The sequence below is a fragment of the Kosakonia sp. SOY2 genome (assembly GCF_027109175.1).
GTDB lineage: Bacteria > Pseudomonadota > Gammaproteobacteria > Enterobacterales > Enterobacteriaceae > Kosakonia.
The window spans coordinates 174,248-198,024 of sequence record NZ_JAPVXH010000002.1 but is presented as its reverse complement, the minus strand read 5'-3'; the positions used below and the strand labels follow the sequence as shown (position 1 = coordinate 198,024).

The following is a 23,777-nucleotide window of genomic DNA, read 5'->3' as shown; positions in this document are numbered from 1 at the left end:
AGCATGTAGGGTTCAGAGTTTATAGCCCGGCCGTAGCCGGGAATTAAAAGGCAATAACAATATTATTTTTCTGCCCCGGTTTTTTAATCACCAGCGCCTGTTCTTCGATATTCAACTGCGGTAAGACAAAATCAAAAGCCTGCTCGGTAATAGCCGCCTGAACGGCACAGGCCAGCCACTGCCTGCCCGGCGCAATATTTCCACGCAGCAGCGGAATTGACGCGCAAGGAGAAAACATAATGCTACTGTTGGGCGGTGTGACTACGCTGTCGGCTTCACGCGGCGCGGTGGGAAGTAATTCAAAGATGCCGCTGACACCATTTTCCGCGCACACCAGGCTACCGCCCTGCTCGTTGCGATGCGGCGCTTTCAGCACCGCAAATCCACCCTCCACGCTTTGTAAATGACGGGCGGAATCAATGCGATGCACGCGCAGATGCCAGTCGCCGCACGGTATAAGCCAGCTTGCGATATGCACGTCTGACCATGGCGACCAGCGCGAGAAAATCGCCTGTTCTGTCACAACGACGTCGTCACACTCGCGGCGGCCACGAAAATAGTTATCCCCGTCGCTGAGCAAAAGCATTGAGTCGCAAGCGGCGTGTTTAATTCCGTAGCGCCCGCGTTCAATGGTGAAACCAAAACGGCTTGAGTAGGCAAACTTAGTGTATTTCGCCTCGGTATTGACGTAATTGTTCAGCTCCAGTTGGCCGGCGGTGAGCATCCAGACATGCCGCGAGCGATCGCTGTGGACAATAATCTGTCCGGCAGGCGCAATCGTGCGCTGCGTGTTTAGCGCAGGCAACGGCAGTTCTGGTGCTTGCCAGAAATCGTCTGATTGCGGCAGCGCCAGAATCAGGAAAACTTTCAGCGCCCAGTATGGTGAGCCCGGCGAATTGTAGTCTTCACACATCGCAAGGTTCGGGTAGGCGAAACCGAGCGTTAAAATACCGTCGCGATCGAAAATCGGCTGCTGTAACCACCAGCGCAAATGGCGCAGGATAATCCCTTTCACCACGCCAGGAGAAAACACCGCCAGCCCGGAAAAGGCAACCGCACTCCAGAAAGCGACCATTGCGAAACGGTACGTCAGGCTGCGGCCAAAAGGCACGGATTCGCCCCCCGCCGCTGACATATAGATAAAATCTTCGGCAAAAAGCGTTGCCCGCTCGCGGAGCGTCGCCGCGCGCGCTGCATCGTCTTCCGCGTTCAGCGTGGCGTAAATCAGCCCGTAAAAATGGAATGCCATCGAGATGTAGTAATCTTTTGGTCGGCCCGGGCCATCGGAATACCAACCGTCACCCAGGTAGTAGGCATCCATCATGCGAAAACGGCGTTCGATGGCTGCGGCATCCCAGGGTAATCCGGCGCGTTTAAAACCGAGCTGCACCATGATGGCGAAAAAATTCCAGTTGCTGTCGGGCATCTGCGCGTCGGTGATTTGGTTCAGCCACTGGTGCAGATTGCGGACATCAGCTTCGCTCATCAACGTAGTGAATTTATCGCCCAACAGCGCCAGCCCCAGACCATAAGCCGCCATCTCCACCAACCGCTGATCGTAGGGTTCCGTTGCGCCCCAGTAGCCCGCGCTGTGTGGATCGACACCGCGTTTGATCGCTGCCAGATATTTGTGGCTGAACGGTTCTGCGTCGCCGCTGGCCATTAACGGAAACAGCCCCCACAACGCACGGGACAGCCCTTCCATTTCAGCAATCGCATCGCTGTAATGCGCGCTGGTGGCTCCCAGCGAGAAATGCGACGCCCCTTCAGGAAACTGTTTATCCAGCGCCGCCAGCATCTGCTTCAGCGCGCCGACCACATCGTCGCGGGATGACAATGGATTTGATGTTTTCACTTCCGCCGCCTGCATAGCGTTCTCTCCTTCATGGTGTGGCTGAAGGATAGTGAATGAACAACCGCCGGAAATGTTAGCTTTGTCACATCGGCATGCTTTGCCCGAACCCGCTGTTGAAAAAATTTAAAACCGTGGTTTATAAATGGACCCTGCGGGTTAAAAATTGAGATGGGTTGCACTATGACGACACCATTGCAGAACGAACGGCTTGAATTGATCACGTTAAACGATGCGGTGGTGTCGTTTAGCCGCCTGTTCGCCAATACCGTGCGTTATCACCACTGGCACCAGTGTCTGGAGGTGCTGTACGTTGAAGAGGGTTTTGGCGTGGTGATGGTTGATAACCGCCAGTACACCATGCGCCCTGGGCGGCTCTTTTTCTTTCCGCCTTTCACCATCCATAAAGTGATGGTGGATGAGCAAGCGCAGGCCATTTATCGGCGCACCATTATTCACGTTGATCACCATGCCGTGCTGCAAAACCTGCGCGCGTTCCCGCACAATCACCAGCGTTTGCAGCATCTCGCTTTACGCGGTGGCGCGGCGGTGGTGATGGATGTCGCGGCTATTCACCCGCATATCGACCACCTGTTTAGCAGCTACGCGAGGCTTGCCGAAAACCACAGTCTGAATGGCGAACAGGTCGCCTGTTTGTTGCTTAATCTGTTGAGTATGTTGCCGGAAGATAAGCAGAAATTGCCGGATGAACGCAACGGCATTGCCACACCGGTGATGTTCTGGCTGGAGGAGAATTACCGGCAGAAATTCAGTCTTGCGCAGCTGGCGCAGGAGTTAGGAAAATCCCGCAGCTATGTCTCGCGCCGTTTCCATTTTGAGACCGGCGAACCTATCCACCAGTATCTGAACACGTTGCGCTTGCGCAAAGCGTGCGACTTGCTACTACATAGCGCGCTGGCCATTCATCATATCGCCAGCGAAGTGGGCTTCTCAGATGTCACTTACTTTATCAGCGCGTTTAAGAAAGGCATTGGCGAAACGCCGCTGCAATACCGGAAAAATCGGGCTGACTGTCGGCGTAACGAGGGGGGTTAACGAAGCGGTAAATCAGTTCAACGACTTCTTGCCGCAACGTATTCAGCAAGCGTTAATGAAACTGTCGCAGTTGAAAACTGCATTGTCAGATGGGTTGCGCCACGGCAGCCCGAACTGCGGCCGCGCACTGGTCAATATCTATCGCTACGAGAAGAGCTACTATCCCAAACTGAACTGATGGTGAAAGTGGCTGCGTTGCAAACTTAACTGACTTACCCGACCCGCGCATTCGCGAGCCGGGCAAGCCTTCCAGACGGGATTAGGCTTCAATGTCCGCCATATCGCCTTTTTCCTGCAGCCAGTTGCGGCGATCTTCTGAACGCTTCTTCGCCAGCAACATATCCATCATCGCGTTGGTCTGCTGCTCGTCTTCGTCGTTAATCACCAGTTGCACCAGGCGACGGGTATTCGGATCCAGCGTGGTTTCGCGCAACTGCATCGGGTTCATTTCGCCCAGCCCTTTAAAGCGCTGCACGTTCGGTTTGCCCTTTTTGCGTTTTAACTGCTCCAGCACACCGGTTTTTTCTTCTTCCGTGAGCGCGTAATAAACCTCTTTGCCAAGGTCGATACGGTACAACGGCGGCAGCGCCACGTAGACGTGGCCGTTTTTTACCACGGAGCGGAAGTGCTTCACGAACAATGCGCACAGCAAAGTAGCGATGTGCAGACCATCGGAGTCCGCATCCGCGAGAATACAGATCTTGCCGTAACGCAACTGGCTCAGATCGTCGCTGTCCGGATCGATGCCGATCGCCACCGAAATGTCGTGCACCTCCTGCGAGGCCAGCACTTCATCCGAAGAGACTTCCCAGGTGTTCAGGATCTTACCTTTCAGCGGCATGATCGCCTGGTATTCACGATCGCGCGCCTGTTTCGCGGAGCCGCCCGCCGAGTCACCTTCCACGAGGAACAGTTCGGTGCGGTTCAGATCCTGCGCGGTGCAATCCGCCAGCTTGCCAGGCAACGCCGGGCCGCTGGTCAGCTTTTTACGCACCACTTTTTTGGCGGCGCGCATACGACGCTGGGCGCTGGAGATCGCCATCTCCGCCAGCAGTTCCGCCGTTTGAATATTCTGGTTCAGCCACAGGCTGAATGCGTCTTTCACCACGCCAGAAACAAACGCGGCGCACTGACGGGAAGATAATCGCTCTTTGGTCTGCCCGGCGAATTGCGGATCCTGCATCTTCACTGACAGCACATAAGCGCAGCGATCCCAGATGTCTTCCGCCGACAACTTCACGCCACGCGGCAGAATATTGCGGTATTCGCAAAACTCGCGCATCGCGTCCAGCAATCCCTGACGCAGACCGTTAACGTGCGTGCCGCCCTGCATGGTGGGGATCAGGTTGACGTAGCTTTCCGTCAGCAGCTCGCCGCCTTCCGGCAGCCACAGCAGCGCCCAATCCACCGCTTCCGTTTCCGCAGAGAAATTGCCGATAAACGGTTTCTCCGGCAGCGTCGGCAGGCCATTTACCGCTTCACACAGATAATCGTTCAGGCCATCCTGGTAGCACCAGCGCTGCTCGGCGTTGTTCACCTCATCTTTAAAGGTGATCTCGACGCCCGGGCAAAGTACGGCTTTGGCTTTCAGCAGATGCGTCAAACGGGAAACGGAAAAACGCGGGCTATCAAAGAAGGATTCGTCCGGCCAGAAATGCACGCTGGTGCCGGTATTGCGTTTACCGCAGGTGCCGATCACTTGCAGATCCTGCACTTTTTCACCGTTTTCAAACGCGATGCTATAGACCTGGCCGTCACGCTTGACGGTCACTTCCACGCGGCGGGACAAGGCGTTAACCACCGAGATGCCGACGCCGTGCAAGCCACCAGAGAACTGGTAGTTTTTATTGGAAAATTTACCGCCCGCGTGCAGACGACAGAGGATCAGCTCAACGGCCGGAACGCCCTCTTCCGGGTGGATATCCACCGGCATACCGCGCCCGTCATCGATAACTTCCAGCGACTGATCGGCGTGCAGGATCACGTCCACGCGCTTAGCGTGGCCCGCCAGCGCTTCATCGACGCTGTTATCAATAACTTCCTGGCCCAGATGGTTAGGGCGCGTGGTATCGGTGTACATCCCCGGACGGCGGCGAACCGGCTCAAGCCCGGTGAGTACCTCTATGGCATCAGCGTTGTAGGATTGCGTCATGGTTTGTTCGTAGATAGTGACCGCATCGTTTCCCTGATGGCTCAATGCAGCCCAAGGAAATCGATAATCTGTGTGAAATGATTCTCAAAGCCCACAAAAGCATGGTTTCCGCCCTCTTCCACTGTCTGACGGCAGGCATCGTAATATGCCACCGCCTGGCGGTAATCCAGCACTTCGTCCCCGGTTTGTTGTAGCAGCCAGATTAAATCCGGCGCTTCGAGCGGGTCAACTTGCATCACTTTGAGCTCGTAAATATGGCGAGACTCTAGCACATATTGCTGCCCTGTGTAGGGGTTCTCGTTATTGCCAAGATAATCTGCCAGCAATTCAAATGGTCGCACCGCGGGATTCACCACCACCGCAGGCAACATGAAACATTGCGAAAGCCAGGTGGCGTAATAGCCGCCGAGCGAAGAGCCGACGATACCGAGCTGTTTTCCGCCCTGCGCCAGCACCAGTGATTCCAGCAATTCTGCCGCCGCAGCGGGATAAGGTGGCAGTTGCGGCACAATCACGTTGATCTCCGGGTGATGCTGCGCCAGCCATTGCGAAAGCAGCGTCGCCTTGGCGGAACGCGGCGAGCTGTTAAACCCGTGCAGATAAAGGAGCGTGGACATCAGTAACCTTCTGAAGCGGTATCCGGCCTGAACTGGGTGCTTTCCAGACGGCAAACTTCTGTGTGCAACGTTCCGTCCGGGTAGAGATCCAGCCAACGCCAGCCGGGCGCGATGGTATCAAGCGTAAAGTTGGCGCAGTGCGGTTTAAACTGGACGCAGGTCGATGGCGTCGCCAGCAGACGGCGGCCGTTCCAGTCGAGATCCAGCTCCTGGTGAATGTGCCCGCACAACAGATACCGCACCTGCGGAAAACGCTGTAGCACGTTATCCAGTTCACCCGCGTTACGCAGGCTGTGTTGATCGAGCCAACTGCAGCCGGAAGGGAGTGGATGATGATGGAGCAGCAATAAGGTGTGGCGCTGCGGGCTGTCGGTGAGTTTCTTTTCCAGCCAGTCAAGCTGGAACTCGCTCAATTCACCGTGCGGTACGCCAAACACCTGGCTGTCCAGCAGCAGAATTTGCCAGTGCTCGCCGACAAAAACGCGTTTCGCTGGCGAGATCCCCGCATCCTGCAGCGTGCTGTACATGGCGGGCTGGAAATCGTGGTTACCCGGCAGCCAAACACAAGGCGCGTCAAAGCTTGCGATGCCATCAGCGAAAAGCTGATAAGCCGCAGCGGTATGGTCCTGTGCCAGGTCGCCGGTGGCGACAATAAGATCGCATTCACGCTGCTGAGAGCGGATAGCCTCCAGTACCGCCTGATAGCTTTCCCAGGTATTCACCCCTAACAACGTTTCATGCTTTTCGGCAAACAGGTGAGAATCAGTTATTTGTAATACCCTCACTCTGGGCTCACCCGCCAGAGAGAGGTTTAACAGGCTTTCCAAATGGTGTCCTTAGGTTTCACGACGCTAACAAACCGGAATCGCCATTGCTCCATGTGCTAAACAGTAACGCAGCCAATCGGCCAAAAACTGGTTAATTTGATGCTTTTCGTCGCGTTGATGCAACTTTTTATTCGGATAATCATAACGCGCTTTGAAACGAAAGATCTGCTGACTCGAACACACTTCAGCCACCATCGCATCGTGATAAAGGCGCACCGTCATTGACGGCAAGCTCCAGTAACTAATTGATGGCGCGGTCTGTTCAATTTCCACAAGCGTAGTGTAGCGGGTGGACTCGACTATCGTTAACCGGTACTGCGCGTTGGTCACCTGATAGCTCACCGTTTCGCCCGCTGCGTCATTACGCGGCAGCAAGCGGCGCAGCTGGGCGAAATTGGTTTCGCACAGGCGCATCATTTCTGGGAAGTCAGGTGTATAACGCTTCATTTTTTCCACTCGTTTCGTAAGCTCTCATGATGCAGTTGCAGCCATTGCAGGGCAATGACAGACGCTGCGTTGTCGATTTTCCCCTCTTCTACCCACTGGTAAGCCTGTTCCCGGCTCACCACATGAACACGAATATCTTCGTTTTCATCCACCAGACCATGAATACCCGAGGCCTGCGTGGCATCCACTTCGCCCACCAACACGGCGGAACGCTCACTGGTGCCGCCAGGGCTTGCCAAATAACTCAACATTCTTTTCACACGACCAACGTGCAGACCGGCCTCTTCGATGGCTTCGCGACGCACAACATCTTCATCGCTTTCGCCCTCTTCAATCATGCCGGCCACCATTTCGAGTAACCATGGGGTTTCGCTGGTATCAAACGCCGCAATGCGGATCTGTTCGATCAGCACAACTTCGTCGCGCACTGGGTCAAAGGGTAGCAAGACTGCGGCATGACCGCGTTCAAAAATTTCACGGCGGACTTCACCGCTCATTTCGCCATTGAATAAACGGTGGCGAAAGCGGTATAGATCGAGCGAAAAAAAACCGCTATAGAGTGTTTCCCGTGCAATAATTTCTACATCGTTTTTTGTGAAAGTCACTGCGGATGTTACTGGCTTACTCATGGGCGGCGTCTCTTTTGAAATAATGACAAAACAGTTGATTTCAAGCCTGTATAGCTATCGTTTCAAGTGCTATGTGATAGATTGATGCATATTTACGCCGATGGCACGTTACGCCAAGCTGAAGCGGTGCCACTATCTGGTAGAATCGGCGATTATTTTTTCTAATTTAGACCAGCGCTAATACTGCTTCACAACAAGGAATGCAAATGAAGAAATTGCTCCCCCTCCTTATCGGCCTGAGCCTGACCGGCTTCAGCGCCATGAGCCAGGCAGAAAACCTGTTACAGGTTTATCAGCAGGCGCGTTTGAGCAACCCGGATCTGCGTAAATCCGCCGCTGACCGCGATGCTGCTTTTGAAAAGATTAACGAAGCGCGTAGCCCGTTACTGCCTCAGCTTGGTTTGGGTGCAGATTATGACTATTCCAATGGCTACCGTGACAGCAAAGGTGTCAATTCGAATGTCACCAGCGCTTCCCTGCAGTTAACGCAAACCATTTTTGATATGTCAAAATGGCGTGCCCTGACGCTGCAGGAAAAAACCGCCGGTATTCAGGACGTCACCTGGCAGACCGATCAGCAAACGTTGATTTTGAATACGGCCACCGCCTATTTCAATGTATTGAGCGCCATTGATACGCTTTCCTACACCGAAGCACAGAAACAGTCTATCTACCGCCAGTTGGATCAAACCACCCAACGCTTTAACGTTGGCCTGGTCGCCATCACCGACGTGCAAAACGCCCGCTCGCAGTACGATACCGTTCTGGCGAACGAAGTGACCGCGCGCAACAACCTTGACAACATGGTGGAAGCGCTGCGTCAGGTCACCGGTAATTACTACCCGCAACTGGCCTCGCTGAACGTCGACAACTTCAAGACCGATAAACCGCAAGCCGTTAATGCGCTGCTGAAGGAAGCGGAAAACCGTAACCTGACGCTGTTGCAGGCGCGTCTGAGCCAGGATCTGGCGCGCGAGCAAATTCGCCAGGCGCAGGATGGTCATTTGCCAACGCTGAATTTAACCGCCTCGACAGGTGTTTCTAACACCTCTTACAGCGGCTCCAAAAGCGCGCAAAACCCGGATGTTGACGCTGGCCAGAATAAAGTGGGTTTGAGCTTCTCCCTGCCGCTGTATCAGGGTGGCCAGGTGAGTTCGCAGGTCAAACAGGCGCAGTACAACTTTGTTGGCGCAAGCGAGCAACTGGAAAGCGCGCACCGCAATGTGGTGCAGACCGTGCGCTCCTCCTTTAACAACGTGAATGCCTCCATCAGCAGCATCAACGCCTACAAACAGGCAGTGGTTTCTGCCCAGAGTTCTCTGGATGCGATGGAAGCGGGTTACTCCGTGGGTACGCGTACTATCGTCGATGTGCTGGACGCGACCACCACGCTGTATAACGCCAAGCAGCAGCTCTCCAGCGCACGTTACAATTACCTGATCAACCAGTTGAACATCAAAGCCGCGCTGGGTTCGTTGAACGAGCAGGATCTGCTGGCGCTGAACAGCACGCTGGGTAAACCGGTCGATACCTCGCCGGAAAGCGTCGCGCCTGAAAATGCGCAGCAGGCAGCCAGCGTTGATAACTTCAACGGCAACGCGCAACCTGCCGCCGCACGCACCAGCGTGAAACGTTAAGCAGTACTTTTCGACAACGGGGGCATCCAGCCCCCGTTTTTACGTAAGGCAACGTAAAGGCCTCCCCTCCTTGCTTTAACTTCCCCCCCGCATCCTCTATCCTGAGCGTTTACTCATGCCTTTGGAGTCCAGGAATATTACAATGAAACGGACAAAAAACATCCAACACGCGACGTTCCGCAAAAGCTGGAGCGCGCGCCATCTGACGCCTGTCGCGCTGGCGGTTACCGCCGTTTTTATGCTGGCGGGTTGTGAAAAAAGTGACGAGACAGTTTCCCTGTATCAAAACGCGGATGATTGCTCATCGGCGAACCCGGGGAAAAGCGCGGAATGTACCGCCGCATATAACAACGCGCTGAAAGAAGCCGAGCGTACCGCACCGAAATATGCCACGCGTGAAGATTGCGTTGCCGAGTTCGGTGAAGGTCAGTGCCAGGCTGCACCGGTGCAGGCTGGCGTAGCGCCGGAAAACCAGGCACAGGCGCAGTCCAGCGGCAGCTTCTGGATGCCGCTGATGGCCGGTTACATGATGGGCCGTATGATGGGTGGCGGCGCAGGCTTTGCGCAGCAGCCGCTGTTCAGCTCGCGTAACCCGGCCAGCCCGGCTTACGGTCAGTACACCGATGCTTCCGGTAAAGGCTATGGCGCAGCGCAGCCTGGCCGTACCATTAACGTGCCGAAAACGGCGATGGCACCGAAACCGGCGACCACTACCACGGTAACGCGCGGCGGCTTTGGTGAGTCTGTGGCGAAACAGAACACCATGCAGCGTAGCGCCAGCGGTACAACCACCCGTTCAATGGGCGGCTAAGCGCCATGGAAAGAATCAGTATTACCGAGCGCCCGGACTGGCGCGAAAAAGCCACCGAGTACGGCTTCAACTTTCACACCATGTACGGCGAGCCGTACTGGTGTGAAGATGCCTATTACAAGCTGACGCTTGCACAGGTTGAAAAGCTGGAAGAGGTCACCGCAGAATTGCACCAGATGTGCCTGAAGGTGGTGGAGAAAGTCGTTGCCAGTGATGAGCTGATGGCGAAGTTTCGCATTCCTAAGCACACCTGGAGTTTTGTGCGCCAGTCATGGGCCACGCATCAGCCCTCTTTGTATTCGCGCCTCGATCTCGCCTGGGATGGCGTGGGCGAACCTAAGCTGCTGGAAAACAATGCTGATACGCCGACTTCGCTGTATGAAGCAGCGTTTTTTCAGTGGATCTGGCTGGAAGATCAGCTCAACGCCGGCAACCTGCCGCAAGGCAGCGATCAGTTCAATAGCCTGCAAGAGAAGCTGATTGAGCGCTTTGCCGAACTGCGTGAGCAGCACGGTTTTCAGCTGCTGCATTTCACCTGCTGCCGCGATACGGTCGAAGATCGCGGTACGGTGCAATATTTGCAGGATTGTGCGACAGAAGCAGAGCTGGCCTCCGAATTCCTTTATATCGAAGATATTGGTCTCGGGGAAAAAGGTCAGTTCACGGATTTGCAAGACCAGGTGATTGGTAACCTGTTTAAGCTCTATCCGTGGGAATATATGCTGCGCGAAATGTTCTCGACCAAGCTGGAAGACGCAGGCGTACGCTGGCTGGAACCCGCCTGGAAAAGCATTATTTCCAACAAGGCCCTGTTGCCGATGTTGTGGGAAATGTTCCCGGATCACCCGAACTTGCTGCCGGCTTATTTTGCCGAAGACGCGCACCCGGAGATGGAAAAATACGTTGTTAAACCTATTTTTTCCCGCGAAGGCGCTAATGTATCGATCATTGAAAATGGCAAAACGGTCGAAGCCGTTGAAGGACCGTATGGCGAAGAAGGCATGATCGTGCAACAGTTCTGCCCGCTACCCAAATTCGGCGACAGCTATACGCTGATTGGCAGCTGGCTTATCAACGATCAACCCGCCGGGATCGGCATTCGCGAAGATCGCGCATTGATAACGCAGGATCTCTCCCGCTTCTATCCGCATATCTTTGTGGAATAAGAGAAAACCCGGCAACACAGGCCGGGTTTTTTATTGCCTTACAACACGCCAAACAGCTTCGGCAGGAACAGCGAGATCGCCGGAATATAGGTCACCAATAGCAATACAAGGAACAGGATCAGATAGAACGGCAACATCGCTTTTACCACCTGTTCGATCTTCTGCTTGCTGACCGCACTGGCGACAAACAGCACCGATCCGACAGGCGGGGTGATCAATCCAATTCCCAGGTTCACCAGCATGATCATGCCAAAATGTACCGGATCGATGCCCAGCGCATTGGTCACCGGCAGCAGCACCGGTGTCAGGATCAAAATCAGCGGTGCCATATCCATCAGCGTGCCAAGCAACAGCAGCATGATGTTAATGCACATCAAAATAACGTATTTGTTATCCGAGATTTGGGTAAAGGCTTCCGTAATGCGAGCGGGCAATTGCATATAGGTCATTACCGCCCCGAACGCGGCCGCAAAACCAATCAGGATCATCACGATCGTCACCGTTTTAACGGTGCGGTACATCAGCTTCGGCAGTTCCGACCATTTGTAATCGCGGTAAATAAACATGGTGACGAAAAAGGCCCACAGGCAGGCGATCGCCGCTGACTCTGTCGCAGTGAAAATCCCGGACAGGATGCCGCCCATGATGATCACCACAGTCATCAGCCCCCACAGCGTATCCACGAAGATCTTCAACGCCTGGCGAAACGGCACGCGCTCCCCTTTTGGATAGCCGCGTTTATGGGCGAATGCTACGCACATCACCATCAGTGTAAAACTGAGCAACAGCCCCGGCAGGATCCCGGCGATAAACAGCGCGGCAATAGAAACCGTACCGCCCGTCGCCAGCGAGTAGATCACCGAGTTATGGCTCGGCGGCGTTAAGATCGCCTGCACCGAGCCGCTGGCGGTGACCGCGGCGGCAAAATCACGCGGATACCCTTTTTTGTCCATTTCCGGGATCATCACCGAACCGATCGAGGCGGTATCTGCCACGGACGATCCGGAAATTGCGCCGAAAAATGTGGAAGCGACAATATTTACTAACGACAGCCCGCCGCGAATAAAGCCGACAAAGATATAGGCGAAATTTACCAACCGCCGGGCGATACCCCCTTCGGCCATGATCGCGCCCGCGAGAATAAAAAACGGGATCGCCAGCAGCGAGAACTTATTCACGCCGTTCGTCAGCTGGATCATCACCGCTTCCAGCGGAATATCGATATACCACGCGCCCAGCACCGCGCTAATGCCCACGGCGTAAGCCACCGGTACACCCACCGCCAGCATAATAGCCAGCGTAAAGAGCAGAATAAATGCATCCATAAACGTTCCTTACGGGATGTGATCGGGGATTAGCTCGACGAACCCAGCATCACCACCGGGCGGTGATATTGCGCGCCAAAAAGCATTTTTTCGATAATAAACAAGATGGTAATGGCAGAACCGACAGGCAGCGGCAAATAGCTTTCTCCTGCGGTAAAGAGCGGGAATTCGGCGACCGGTTGTTCCCATAATTCCGCGCATAACGCAGTGCTGTACCAGAGAATAAAAACGCTGATCGCCAGCAGCATCACCTCCGCAATCACAAAGCAGATTTTGCGCAGCGGTTCGCTTAAACGATCGGTAACCATACTGACTGCAATATGCGAACCCGCGCGGTAACTCACGGCGGCACCAATAAAGGTAAAGGTCACCATGCAAATAATGGCGACCGGCTCCGGCCAGGATAACGCGCTGTTCATGACGTAGCGGGCGAAAATGCCCACCGGAATAATCGCCACCATAATTAACAGCGCCAGACCTGCAATCCACATCGATATCCGGTACAGAATATCCATCAACAACGAATAGCGTTCAGCCATAGCAGTTTTCCCGGTGAAAGTTGCAAGTGGGCAGAACACAAAACGCGCCTGCCCGGCAAAAGTTATTGCACTTGTTGAATGCGGGTAATCAGCTCCTGATGCTCTTTGCCGTATTTATCACGAACCGGTTGTGTCGCTTCAAAAAACGCTTTGGTATCGATGTCATGGAACTGCACGCCGCCCGTTTTCATCGCTTCCAGCGATTTTTCGTTATAGGTTTTCCATAATTCTCGCTGCTCAGCTTGGGCCTCTTTCGCCAGTTTCAGAATTAATTCCTGATCCTCTTTTTTCAGCTTGTCCCATTTGGCTTTTGAGAACAAAAAAAGCTCGGGAATAATAAAATGCTTGCTCCAGGTATAATTTTTGACGACCGGTAAATAGTTATGCGCAACGAAAGTAGGCGGGTTATTTTCCGTGCCATCGATCACGCCGGTTTGCATTCCGCTGAACACTTCGCTGACCCCCATCGCCACCGAGTTAGCGCCCATCGCTTTCAGGGTATCGAGCGCAATTGGGCTGCCCTGCACGCGGATCTTCATACCCTTAAGATCTTCCGGCTTAGTGACTGGCGCTTTGGTGATCAGGTTACGCGTCCCGGCGTCCATCCAGCCCAGGAAAATTAGCCGTGATTTGCTGCTTTCCGACAGGCGGTTACCAATTTCCTGGCCGATCATGCCATCCAGCACTTTGTGCATATGGTCTTCATCGCGGAAAATATAGGGCAGCGTAAAGACATTTATCTCCGGTAATATCGCCGCCACTGGCGTCATAGAGACACGAATAATATCAATGGCGCCAATTTGTGCCTGTTCAATGACTTGCTTCTCATCGCCTAATACGCCGCCTGGAAAGGTCTTAATATCCAGCCGACCGTCTGTCGCCTTACTGAGCTTTTCCCCCATATGTTTTACCGCCACCACATTGGGGTAGTCGGCGGGGTGAACATCGGCAGCGCGAAAGGTTTGGGCGACAGAGGCGTGGGAGATAAACAGCAGAGCGGAACTAATACAGACTTTCAGTAAGGTTTTCGCTGAGTTCATATTTCCGTGTCTCCAGAGGGTTTATTTTTTAGGCGCAAAAGACCGACCGCGAACAGAATGTTCGTGGCATTACACCGGATTGTTTTTATGGGTATGTCTGAAAAACAGACCTTCTGAAGCGTAGTCACTCAGGTGGGTTATTGCGACGATGATGTTCACAAAAAGAGCCGAAATTCAGCACGGCGTTTCATTTTTGTAGCGAAGCTCTTTTTATTTTCAAAAAAACCGTATTTCAGGTGCTTTTTTTTGCGATCCTCCTCGAAGTTTTCCATTTTCAGGCAAAAAAAATGGCGCATAACGCGCCATTCATTTAGCCAACCTGCACCGAGAGCATACTGAGCGATCCCATCTCGAGACCATCGACCGGTATCGACACAGGTTCCCTGCCATCCCATGCGCCAAGCACATACAGCAACGGCAGGAAGTGATCCGGCGTCGGGTTAGAGAGCGAACCGCCTTCATGGTCAAGATAATTGACCAACGGATGCTGCTCGGCTGGCCCCTGCCAGGTCAGGTTCTCTTTCACATAATCATTGAACGCAATGGCCCACGGATACGGCGTATTTTCGCCATGCCAGCGCGCAGTACGCAGGTTATGTACCACATTACCACTGGCCACCAGCATAATACCTTCATCGCGAAGTGCCGCCAGTTTGCGCCCCATTTCGAAGTGCCATGCCGCCGGTTTGGTGCTGTCGATACTGAGCTGCACCATCGGAATATCCGCGTTCGGGTACATTTTAATCAACACGCCCCATGAACCGTGGTCAAAACCCCAGGCTTCTTTATCCAGCGTTACCGGCACTGGCGAGAGTAATTCCACCAGGCGTTGCGCCAGTTCCGGCGAGCCCGGAGCAGGGTAATGCGTATCGTATAACGCCTGCGGGAAACCGCCGAAATCATGGATAGTTTTCGGCGCTTCCATAGCGGTCACGCCGGTTCCGCGAGTAAACCAGTGCGCGGATACCACCACAATCGCTTTCGGGCGTGGCAGCGTCTCGCCCAGAGCGCTCCAGGCGCGGGTATAAACGTTATCTTCCAGCACATTCATTGGGCTGCCGTGGCCCAAAAACAGTGCAGGCATGCGAGGTGCTGACATGGTGATATCCTTACTGAGTGTGTCTATTTTGATAAACGTAGATTACGCTTTTTCGGCGGGTGAAGAACTCAGATAACCATGATGAAGATCATCAGTAATTTTGAATGTAAGGAATGCGTAAAGGTCGCCACTCCGTCTCGCTTTTTTTGCAACAAAATCTTAGATTAATGAGAATGATTATCATAAAGGAGTAACTTATGTCAGTACCTTTGATTCTGACCATCCTGGCAGGCGCGGCGACGTTTATTGGCGCGCTTCTTGGTGTTATCGGCCAGAAGCCCTCAAACCGCGTACTGGCGTTTTCACTCGGCTTTGCCGCCGGGATCATGCTGCTTATCTCACTGATGGAGATGCTGCCCGCCGCGCTGGCAACGGAAAATATGTCGCCCATGCTCGGCTACGGCATGTTTGTGGTCGGGTTGCTGGGCTATTTCGCACTGGATCGCCTGCTGCCGCACGCGCATCCGCAAGATTTAATGCAGGGCACACAGCAAACTTTTCCGCGCGGCATTCGCCGTACCGCCATTTTGCTGACGCTCGGTATCAGCCTGCATAATTTTCCCGAAGGGATCGCCACTTACGTTACCGCCAGTAACGACCTGGAACTCGGCTTTGGCATCGCTTTTGCGGTCGCATTACACAATATTCCTGAAGGACTGGCGGTTGCAGGGCCGGTCTATGCGGCGACCGGGTCAAAACGCAGTGCGGTTTTCTGGGCGGGTATTTCAGGTATGGCGGAAATCCTTGGTGGGGTGCTGGCGTGGCTGATTCTGGGAAGCCTGGTATCACCGGTAGTGATGGCGGCGATTATGGCTGCAGTCGCCGGGATCATGGTAGCGCTGTCGGTCGATGAGCTGATGCCGCTGGCAAAAGAGATCGATCCCAATAACAACCCAAGCTATGGCGTGCTGTGCGGCATGTCGGTGATGGGATTAAGCCTGGTGGCGTTACAGGCGATGGGGTTTGGCGGGTAAGTCAGAGTGATGACGGGCAGCGGTGTATTAATCGCCCTGCCCAACGCGCCGGTGTTTTTTCAACTCCTCCACCACGCGTAAATAACCTTTATATATCGCTTCCCGATCATGACGGCAGGCTTTGCAATTACGTTTAAGCACGTGGATATAACCAAAGACAATCACAACAACAGCCACAATCCAATACCAGGAAATGAACACATTGCCTCCGTCATATATTCGGCAAAAATTGCTTCACAAATTAATTACAAAGCCACTTAAATTGAACGAGTTAGAAAAATCTCAAATCCCTTTTAATACTCGCTTTAGCGCTTACCACTTTATAAGTAGAACAATTCATTTTCAATGCGTGATGACCAGAAGCGCGCCAAACTTTGATGCAGGACAGGCAAAAAAAATCCGCAGCTCTTGGCTGCGGATTTTTACGGAGAAGGTTAACTGTTAGCTGGCTTTGCGCTCATGTTCCTGGCGATAAGCCACCAGGTCTTCAATCGTCACTACCGCCATATTGTGCTGTTTCGCAAACGCGATGCATTCCGGGGCACGCGCCATTGAACCATCATCATTGGTTAATTCACACAGCACACCCGCCGGTTTGAAGCCTGCCAGCGTCACTAAATCGATAGTCGCTTCTGTGTGACCACCACGGGTCAGCACGCCACCCGGCTGCGCGCGCAGCGGGAACACGTGGCCTGGACGGTTCAAATCGGACGGTTTTGCGCCATCGGCAATCGCCGCACGAACAGTAGTAATACGGTCAGCCGCCGAAACGCCGGTGGTTACGCCATGCGCCGCTTCAATGGTCACAGTAAAACCGGTGCCAAATGCGCTGGTGTTGTTCTCTACCATCATTGGCAGATCGAGTTGTTTACGGCGTTCGTCGGTCAGGCACAGGCAAACAATGCCGCTACCGTGGCGAATGGTCAGTGCCATCTGCTCAACGGTCATGGTTTCGGCGGCGAAAATCATGTCGCCTTCGTTTTCGCGGTTCTCGTCATCGAGCACCATCACACCGCGGCCTTCGCGCAGCGCGGCAAGCGCGTGTTCAATACGTTGGAAAGGCGTGCCAAAAGAAGAAAGCAGCGTCTGATTCATGGTAAAAGACCTCAATAAAGTTATGGTTACCAGAATCAGGGCAGTCTTAGGAGTGTCGCAATGCGGCAAAAAAATAACGCGAGCGGGCGTCATTGCCCGACAGATTCGTTACTCTCTCCCATCCGGACTTTAACCGTCGGCCCCGGAATTACACCGGATCTGCTGACCTTCAGGCGTTAACCTGAAGCGCTCGCGGGCTTTCAGCATGCGCTGATTTACCGCCGGTGGGGAATTTCGCCCCGCCCTGAGAATAAGCGCGATAACTATAACGCCATTGATAATCTTCGGCAATGCATAAGCTTCAAACAATTCTGGTTTATCACCTGGGGTTATCACACTACAATAACCCTATGAGCCTATCCGAACAGGGACCCCAACATGATTGATCCGAAGAAAATTGAACAGATTGCGCGACAGGTTCACGAATCCATGCCGAAAGGGATCCGTGAGTTTGGGGAAGACGTTGAAAAGAAAATCCGTCAGACGCTGCAATCGCAGTTAACCCGCCTCGATCTGGTGAGCCGCGAAGAGTTTGACGTGCAGACGCAGGTTCTGCTGCGCACCCGCGAAAAACTGGCGTTGCTGGAACAGCGCCTCAGCGAGCTGGAAAGCCGCAGCAGCGGCAACGTCACCGAAGTGAAACCGGCCCCCGCCATTCCACCGGTTGATGAACAATAGTAAAAAGCCCTCATAAAGAGGGCTTTTTCTTTTCACCATTCACCAGCAGCGCCGTTATTGGCTGTCTTTCTGGATCTTTTTGATGATGTTGGTGGTTGAGCAGCCGTCTTCAAAGTTGAGCACCAGCACTTCCCCGCCGTTCGCCCACACCTCTTCGCTGCCCGCGATCTGTTCGGGTTTGTAATCACCACCTTTCACCAGCAGATCAGGCAGGATCCCGGCAATCAGACGCTGCGGCGTATCCTCTTCAAACGACACCACCCAGTCCACCGCTTCCAGCGCGCTCAGCACAATCATGCGCTGCTCCAGCGGGTTCACCGGACGGGTTTCTCCTTTCAGGCGTTTGGTGGACGCATCACTGTTAACCGCAACAATCAGGCGATCGCCCAGTTTGCGCGCATTCGCCAGATAAGAGACATGCCCGGCATGCAGAATGTCGAACACGCCGTTGGTCATCACCACTTTCTCGCCGCGCTTACGCGCCGCCGCGACAGCGACTTTCAGTTCGTCTTCCGTCATCACACCGAAGCCGGTTTCCGCACGGCCACGCACGGCATTTTCAAGCTCGATTGGTGACACGGTTGAGGTACCGAGTTTACCGACCACCACGCCTGCGGCCGCGTTGGCGAAGTAGCACGCCTCTTCCAGCGAATTCCCGGCCGCCAGCGTCGCCGCCAGCACGCCAATCACCGTATCGCCCGCACCGGTGACGTCATACACTTCCTGCGCCTGGGTCGGCATATGCAGCGGCGCTTTGCCCGGCTGCAACAGCGTCATCCCCTGCTCGGAACGGGTAACCAGCAGCGCAGAGAGCTCGTAATCGGCAATCAATTTCATGCCGCGTTCCACGATCTCATCTTCGCTTTTGCACTTCCCGGCCACCGCTTCAAACTCGGACAGGTTCGGAGTCAGCAGCGTGGCCCCGCGATAGCGTTCAAAATCCGTGCCTTTCGGATCGATAAGCACCGGCACACCGGCTTTGCGGGCCAGCGCGATCATCTGCTGAACACTTGCCAGCGCCCCTTTAGCGTAATCCGACAGCACCAGCGCGCCAATGTTGCCAAGCGCCTGGCTAATGCGTTCATGCAGCGGTTGCGGATCAACCCCTTCAAAACCCTCTTCAAAATCCAGGCGAATCAGCTGCTGGTTGCGCGACAGCACGCGCAGCTTAGTGATGGTTGGATGCGTCGGAACAGAAACGAAGTCACATTTAACATTAACATCCGCCAGCGCTTTGCTCAGCGCGCGCGCCGCATCGTCAATGCCAGTCAGACCAACCAGACGCGCCGTTGCGCCCAGCGAGGCAATGTTCATCGCCACGTTTGCCGCACCGCCCGGTCGCTCTTCAATGGTATCGACTTTCACAACCGGGACTGGCGCTTCCGGAGAGATACGGCTGGTTGGACCGTACCAGTAACGATCCAGCATCACATCACCCACCACCATTACACCGGCTTGCTTAAACTCTGGCAGCGTCACTTTCATTCCTGTCTCCTGAGAGATACAAAATTTGCGCGCGATGATATCACACTTACGCCGGGGCGCACGGTTCCACCAGCCACTTGTTCCAGCTGGTTTTGATAAGCGCACGCTCAGCGACAAAACAGGAGAGCGCCACATGTCCCGGCAACTCTTGCAGCGCCAGGTGGTGCAGCTCATCACGCAATGTGGTGTACGCCAGCGTCAATGCCTGCGCTTCCTGCTCATCCATGATGCCGTTTTGCGCCAGCCCTTCAAGGATGCGCACGTTATCCGACCAGCGCGTCAGTTTCGGCTTGTCATGGGCAAAACGCAGCACCAGATATTGGGCGATAAACTCAATGTCGGTGATACCGCCTTCATCGGCTTTCAGATCGAAGCGATCTTTGTGCTTGTTGCCAAGATGGGCACGCATTTTTTCGCGCATTTCGCGCACTTCGGTTTGCAGCGTAGTGGCGTCGCGCGGCGTCATCAGGATATCGCGGCGAATGGCATCAAACTCGGCAGTCAGTTGCGGATCGCCATACACCACGCGCGCGCGGGCCAGCGCCTGATGTTCCCACGTCCATGCTTCGTTTTTCTGATAATCAGCGAACGATTCCGCAGTGGTCACCAGCATTCCCGCAGCACCAGATGGGCGCAAACGCGCGTCGACTTCATAAAGAATGCCGGACGATGTGCGCGTGCTGAACAAGTGCATCACGCGCTGCGCAAGTCGCAGATAGAACTGGCGGCCATCTATTTCACGCTCGCCATCAGTCATCACATCCATCGGGCAGTCGTGCAGAAACACCAGATCCAGATCGGAGCTGTAACCCAGCTCCCAACCGCCCAGTTTGCCATAACCGACGACCGCGAAACCGCGCCCTTCGCGATCGTGCAGATGCGTCGGCTGGCCGTAACGCGCCACCATCTGCCCCCAGGCTTGCTGCACCACCGCATCAATAATCGCTTCCGCAAGCCAGGTTAAGTGATCGCTCACTTTCATTACTGGTAACGTACCGGCGATATCCGCCGCCGCCACGCGCAGCAACTGCGCCTGCTTAAACTGCCGCAGCGCCTCAAGCTGTTGCTCTTCATCCTCTTCCGGCACGCGCAGCAGGTATTGGCGCAGCTCATCGCGGTAGGCGTTCATCGCCGTCGGTTGATAGAGCGTGTTCGGGTCGAGCAGTTCATCGAGCAGGATCGGGTAGCGCGCCAGTTGGCTGGCAACCATCGGCGAGGCGGCGCACAGGGAAATGAGGTGTTTCAGTGCGCCAGGGAATTCACTCAGCAGCTCAAGGTATGTGGTGCGGGTAATAATCCCGGTAAGCAGCGGGGTCAGGCGCGACAGCGGCACTGGCGCATCGTCACGCGAGCATACATCGCTGAGCAGATGCGGCATTAAGTGATCGAGCACCTGCCGCCCGCGCGGGCCGATAGTGCGTTTATCCATCTCTTTGCGAAAATCGGCAATCAGCGCCACTACGCGGCGGCGATCGTCCTCTGCGAGATGCGCCAGCACAGGCGTAGAATCCTCTTCCTGCAACGCATCCTGCCACAGTTCGCGCCAGCTCTCAGAAAGTGCATCTTCCGGCGAATCAGTCTCGTCATCACCAATCAGTTCGTTAAAGATCCGGCGCACCGCCGACATATGCGCTTCCAGCGTTTCGCTCAGCGCTTCCCAGCTCTCTTTACCCATTCCCCAGGCGAGGCGCGCGCGATTCAGTTCATCGCCCGGCAGCGTCTGTGTCTGTTCGTCATTGATGCTCTGCAGCAGGTTTTCCAGCCGTCGCAGCCACAAATACGCCTCGCGCAGTCGGGTTGCGTCGCCATCCGGCAGCAGATGCAGTTGATCAATGGCCGCAAGCGTCGGCAACAGCGAACGCGATTGCAGCGCAGGCTCGCGACCGCCGCGAATCAGCTGGAAAACCTGGACGATAAATTCAATTTCGCGGATCCCGCCCGCGCCGAGTTTTATGTTGTCCTTCAGGCCACGGCGACGCACTTCGCGGGCAATCATGCCTTTCATGTTGCGCAGGGACTGGATCACGCTGAAGTCGATATAGCGGCGGAAAACAAACGGGCGCAGCATTGCACGCAACTCTCGCGCATGGTCGCCGTCGTTGTCGCCCATAATGCGCGCTTTCACCATCGCGTAGCGCTCCCAGTCGCGCCCCTGCTCCTGGTAGTAATCTTCCAGCGCGGCAAAGCTCAGCACCAGCGGGCCGCTGTCGCCAAACGGGCGCAAGCGCATATCGACGCGGTAGACAAAGCCATCCTGCGTTGGCTGGTCGAGGACTTTAATCAGCCGTTGACCAAGGCGGGTAAAAAACTGCGCATTATCCAGTTCACGGCGTCCGCCGCGCGTTGCGCCATTTTCCGGCCAGGCAAAAATCAAATCGATATCGGATGAGAAATTGAGTTCGCCGCCGCCCAGTTTGCCCATACCGAGCACCAGCATCGGCTGCGGCACGCCTTGCGGATTGCACGGCGTTCCCCACTCACGGCAGCAGGCGTCATAGAGCCAGTCGCGCGCGGCAACAATCAGGGTTTCCGCCAGCACGCTGAGCTGTTGCAGGATATCCTCTTCCGCCACCAACTGGAGCGCCTGGCTCCAGGCGATGCGCACCATGATGCGACGGCGAAACAACCGCAGCGCGCGCATCAGCGAGGCTTCATCGGTGATACCCTCCAGCGCCGCCTGCAGCCATTGCGCATAGTGTTGCCACTCGTTCGCCGGCGGTGGCGCGCTTTCAAGCTCTGCCAGCCACTCAGGATGCGCGATGATGCTGTCCTGAACAAAATCACTAAAAGTGAGCACTGACTGCGCCTGCGCGCTCAGTGGCTGCGCGGTGATCGCTTCCGGCAGACGAGAAAAAACCGTTTGCCAGTGTTGCAACAATCCTGCGTGGTGCGGCATGCGAAATATCCTTTCGTTAACGTTTTCCGCTGTGCAACCAGAACGGCTCCTGGGTAATCGCGGTATTACGGAAATGTTCGATTTCGACTCTCTGGCGCGTTTCAATGGCGTGCTGAAGCCCCTGCCAGTTTTCCAGCCACTCCACGGCGCGTGCGCGATCGTAATGCCCGGCCATCAGTAACACGCTGTCGATATCACGCGCCAGGCGCGGCAACTGGTCGCGATAGCTGTCGCCCAGCGGCTGGGCAAAGGCTTTTTTCAGCTCGGCGGCGCAGCGTGACAGATGGACATCGGCAAAGCGTTTAAAGGAGTCGGCGAATTTGGCCTGCGCTTTTTCATCAAGGAAGGTTCGCCAGCCCTGCGTCACTAACCACTCGGTGAGCACCAGTTTCGCCAGGGCTGACTGCGCGCTCCACACCGCCGTATTCGCTGAAACGGCAGACGTAATGGTCGCTTCAGACTGGGTCAGCAGATCACGTAAGTGAGCGCTCGCTTTGCGTGGGACAATACCGCCAAACAGCGCCAGCGTGTGGCGCAGCAAGGCAATGGCGCTCAGAACATCGGCTTTCGCTTTCTCATTTCCACGCACCCATAGCTCTTCATGGTATTGCCATTGCGACAACGCCAGTTCCAGCGCGGCGGCAAAAGCCTGCTCAACGCTGGCCTTGGCAGGGGTTTGCAGAATCGCTGTTGGGCGGCGTTCACGCACGGCATTGCCCTGCGCCAGGTGGTAACCGCGCGCCGCTTTGCTCAGGCTACCCTGACGCAGCCCGGAGACATTCACCAGCTGGCGCGCCAGCTTGAGGATATCCGCCGGAGAACCGCTCAGCAGTTCCAGCTCCAGTTCGCAAATCGGCTCAACAAATTCAACCGCTTTGACTTCGCCTAAATCAAGGCCAATCTCAATGCGGCTCTCGCCAACGTTAACCAGCCATTTTTCACGGTAGAAATCGGTGCTAAACAGCGGCTGCACTCGCGCCTGTAAATCTTGCGGAAGTACGCCATCAGGCCATACTTCCGCCGGGAAGCGCGCCAGATCGAGTTCCGGCTGGGTAAGCGGAATATTGTATTCAGGCCGCTGATGCAAACCGCCAATTACCCGCCCGGCGATTTTCATCGTCATCTCGTACTGACCGTCAAAACCGCGGATGCGCAGCCCCATATCGTGGCCGCGCAGCCAGTTATCCGGCGTCTCGTAATAGATGTTGAGTAACTGGCTGGACGCGATATGTTCTTCGGTCAGCGTGTGCAGATGTTGACGAAGCGTTTCCACGCTATCGCTCTTCACGATAAACTTTAATTCGATTTCCTGAGCCATGGCCTTGCACTTATGGTTATGTCACATCAGTGAAAATTTCGGCGAACTAACGCGCCCGATGTTTGTCAGTAGATAGTATTTTGCGTCAAATTGCCATGCAATGCGCAATCTGACGGGTGCAAAAGTTCGCGTAA

Annotated in this window: 22 protein-coding genes and 1 riboswitch; of the genes, 7 read left to right on the top strand and 15 right to left on the bottom strand. The window is 54.9% G+C overall.

Annotation, left to right across the window (positions count from 1 at the left end; genetic code table 11):
• Positions 1-43 precede the first annotated feature (43 nt).
• Positions 44-1,870 (bottom strand): DUF2264 domain-containing protein, encoded by a 1,827-nt coding sequence (locus O3S68_RS13840; RefSeq protein WP_269231741.1) that lies wholly within the window; start codon positions 1,868-1,870, stop codon positions 44-46.
• Positions 1,871-2,035: 165 nt separating this feature from the next.
• Here O3S68_RS13840 and O3S68_RS13835 point away from each other — a divergent pair, with 165 nt between their 5' ends.
• Both O3S68_RS13835 and O3S68_RS13830 read left to right on the top strand, forming a co-directional pair.
• Positions 2,036-2,908: a helix-turn-helix transcriptional regulator gene (locus O3S68_RS13835; RefSeq protein WP_045512095.1), complete on the top strand. Its 873-nt coding sequence runs from the start codon at positions 2,036-2,038 to the stop codon at positions 2,906-2,908.
• A complete protein-coding gene (locus O3S68_RS13830) occupies positions 2,844-3,086 on the top strand; it encodes a hypothetical protein (protein WP_269232031.1) in 243 nt (80 codons plus the stop codon). The genes O3S68_RS13835 and O3S68_RS13830 overlap by 65 nt, the downstream gene beginning before the upstream one ends.
• An 81-nt stretch (positions 3,087-3,167) precedes the next feature.
• Here O3S68_RS13830 and parE read toward each other — a convergent pair whose 3' ends face one another.
• From parE to nudF, 5 genes are read right to left on the bottom strand one after another with little or no spacing between them, the layout of a single operon-like run.
• Positions 3,168-5,060 (bottom strand): DNA topoisomerase IV subunit B, encoded by a 1,893-nt coding sequence (parE, locus tag O3S68_RS13825; RefSeq protein WP_020455282.1) that lies wholly within the window; start codon positions 5,058-5,060, stop codon positions 3,168-3,170.
• 41 nt (positions 5,061-5,101) lie between these two features.
• Positions 5,102-5,677, bottom strand: a complete 576-nt coding sequence (gene yqiA / locus O3S68_RS13820) for an esterase YqiA (protein ID WP_020455283.1) — start codon at positions 5,675-5,677, stop codon at positions 5,102-5,104.
• Positions 5,677-6,504 carry a 3',5'-cyclic-AMP phosphodiesterase gene (cpdA, locus tag O3S68_RS13815; protein WP_044489489.1) on the bottom strand — a complete coding sequence of 276 codons (828 nt, stop codon included), beginning with the start codon at positions 6,502-6,504 and terminating at the stop codon, positions 5,677-5,679. The genes yqiA and cpdA overlap by 1 nt, the downstream gene beginning before the upstream one ends.
• A 24-nt stretch (positions 6,505-6,528) precedes the next feature.
• Positions 6,529-6,951: a DUF1249 family protein gene (locus O3S68_RS13810; protein WP_020455285.1), complete on the bottom strand. Its 423-nt coding sequence runs from the start codon at positions 6,949-6,951 to the stop codon at positions 6,529-6,531.
• The gene (nudF, locus tag O3S68_RS13805) at positions 6,948-7,580 is read right to left on the bottom strand and encodes an ADP-ribose diphosphatase (RefSeq protein ID WP_020455286.1); all 633 of its coding nucleotides are present in this window, start codon (positions 7,578-7,580) and stop codon (positions 6,948-6,950) included. Before nudF ends, O3S68_RS13810 begins: the two co-directional genes overlap by 4 nt.
• Positions 7,581-7,786: 206 nt before the next feature.
• On the opposite strand from nudF, the gene tolC reads away from it, so the two are divergent.
• The 3 genes from tolC (at position 7,787) to O3S68_RS13790 (ending at position 11,194) form a co-directional block, all read left to right on the top strand.
• The gene (tolC, locus tag O3S68_RS13800) at positions 7,787-9,217 is read left to right on the top strand and encodes an outer membrane channel protein TolC (protein WP_020455287.1); all 1,431 of its coding nucleotides are present in this window, start codon (positions 7,787-7,789) and stop codon (positions 9,215-9,217) included.
• 142 nt (positions 9,218-9,359) lie between these two features.
• Positions 9,360-10,028 (top strand): DUF1190 family protein, encoded by a 669-nt coding sequence (locus O3S68_RS13795; protein WP_020455288.1) that lies wholly within the window; start codon positions 9,360-9,362, stop codon positions 10,026-10,028.
• A 5-nt stretch (positions 10,029-10,033) separates the two neighbouring features.
• Positions 10,034-11,194 (top strand): glutathionylspermidine synthase family protein, encoded by a 1,161-nt coding sequence (locus tag O3S68_RS13790; protein ID WP_269231740.1) that lies wholly within the window; start codon positions 10,034-10,036, stop codon positions 11,192-11,194.
• 38 nt (positions 11,195-11,232) lie between these two features.
• On the opposite strand, the gene O3S68_RS13785 is transcribed toward O3S68_RS13790, so the two are convergent.
• The 4 genes from O3S68_RS13785 to ygiD all read right to left on the bottom strand — a co-directional run bounded on the left by O3S68_RS13785 (position 11,233) and on the right by ygiD (position 15,197).
• The gene (locus O3S68_RS13785) at positions 11,233-12,519 is read right to left on the bottom strand and encodes a TRAP transporter large permease (protein WP_097406053.1); all 1,287 of its coding nucleotides are present in this window, start codon (positions 12,517-12,519) and stop codon (positions 11,233-11,235) included.
• A gap of 29 nt (positions 12,520-12,548) precedes the next feature.
• Positions 12,549-13,058: a TRAP transporter small permease gene (locus O3S68_RS13780; protein ID WP_269231739.1), complete on the bottom strand. Its 510-nt coding sequence runs from the start codon at positions 13,056-13,058 to the stop codon at positions 12,549-12,551.
• A 62-nt stretch (positions 13,059-13,120) separates the two neighbouring features.
• Positions 13,121-14,098 carry a TRAP transporter substrate-binding protein gene (locus O3S68_RS13775; RefSeq protein ID WP_020455292.1) on the bottom strand — a complete coding sequence of 326 codons (978 nt, stop codon included), beginning with the start codon at positions 14,096-14,098 and terminating at the stop codon, positions 13,121-13,123.
• A 310-nt stretch (positions 14,099-14,408) separates the two neighbouring features.
• Positions 14,409-15,197 (bottom strand): 4,5-DOPA dioxygenase extradiol, encoded by a 789-nt coding sequence (gene ygiD, locus O3S68_RS13770; protein WP_020455294.1) that lies wholly within the window; start codon positions 15,195-15,197, stop codon positions 14,409-14,411.
• A 197-nt stretch (positions 15,198-15,394) separates the two neighbouring features.
• Between ygiD and zupT the strand changes: the two genes are divergently transcribed.
• On the top strand, positions 15,395-16,171 hold the full coding sequence (zupT, locus tag O3S68_RS13765) for a zinc transporter ZupT (protein WP_020455295.1): 777 nt from the start codon (positions 15,395-15,397) through the stop codon (positions 16,169-16,171).
• Positions 16,172-16,198: 27 nt separating this feature from the next.
• Here zupT and O3S68_RS13760 read toward each other — a convergent pair whose 3' ends face one another.
• Positions 16,199-16,348, bottom strand: a complete 150-nt coding sequence (locus tag O3S68_RS13760) for a hypothetical protein (RefSeq protein WP_158539535.1) — start codon at positions 16,346-16,348, stop codon at positions 16,199-16,201.
• A gap of 264 nt (positions 16,349-16,612) precedes the next feature.
• Positions 16,613-17,266, bottom strand: a complete 654-nt coding sequence (ribB, locus tag O3S68_RS13755; protein WP_020455297.1) for a 3,4-dihydroxy-2-butanone-4-phosphate synthase — start codon at positions 17,264-17,266, stop codon at positions 16,613-16,615.
• Positions 17,267-17,372: 106 nt separating this feature from the next.
• A riboswitch (FMN riboswitch) is annotated at positions 17,373-17,522 on the bottom strand.
• Positions 17,523-17,644: 122 nt separating this feature from the next.
• On the opposite strand from ribB, the gene ubiK reads away from it, so the two are divergent.
• Positions 17,645-17,944 carry a ubiquinone biosynthesis accessory factor UbiK gene (gene ubiK / locus O3S68_RS13750; RefSeq protein ID WP_020455298.1) on the top strand — a complete coding sequence of 100 codons (300 nt, stop codon included), beginning with the start codon at positions 17,645-17,647 and terminating at the stop codon, positions 17,942-17,944.
• A 54-nt stretch (positions 17,945-17,998) separates the two neighbouring features.
• On the opposite strand, the gene hldE is transcribed toward ubiK, so the two are convergent.
• Genes hldE through O3S68_RS13735 form a run of 3 tightly spaced genes read right to left on the bottom strand, consistent with a single transcriptional unit; the run spans position 17,999 to position 23,643 of the window.
• Positions 17,999-19,429 (bottom strand): bifunctional D-glycero-beta-D-manno-heptose-7-phosphate kinase/D-glycero-beta-D-manno-heptose 1-phosphate adenylyltransferase HldE, encoded by a 1,431-nt coding sequence (hldE, locus tag O3S68_RS13745; RefSeq protein ID WP_020455299.1) that lies wholly within the window; start codon positions 19,427-19,429, stop codon positions 17,999-18,001.
• A gap of 46 nt (positions 19,430-19,475) precedes the next feature.
• Positions 19,476-22,325 (bottom strand): bifunctional [glutamate--ammonia ligase]-adenylyl-L-tyrosine phosphorylase/[glutamate--ammonia-ligase] adenylyltransferase, encoded by a 2,850-nt coding sequence (gene glnE / locus O3S68_RS13740; protein WP_269231738.1) that lies wholly within the window; start codon positions 22,323-22,325, stop codon positions 19,476-19,478.
• A 16-nt stretch (positions 22,326-22,341) separates the two neighbouring features.
• On the bottom strand, positions 22,342-23,643 hold the full coding sequence (locus tag O3S68_RS13735; protein WP_269231737.1) for a CYTH domain-containing protein: 1,302 nt from the start codon (positions 23,641-23,643) through the stop codon (positions 22,342-22,344).
• Between the last annotated feature and the right edge of the window lie 134 nt (positions 23,644-23,777).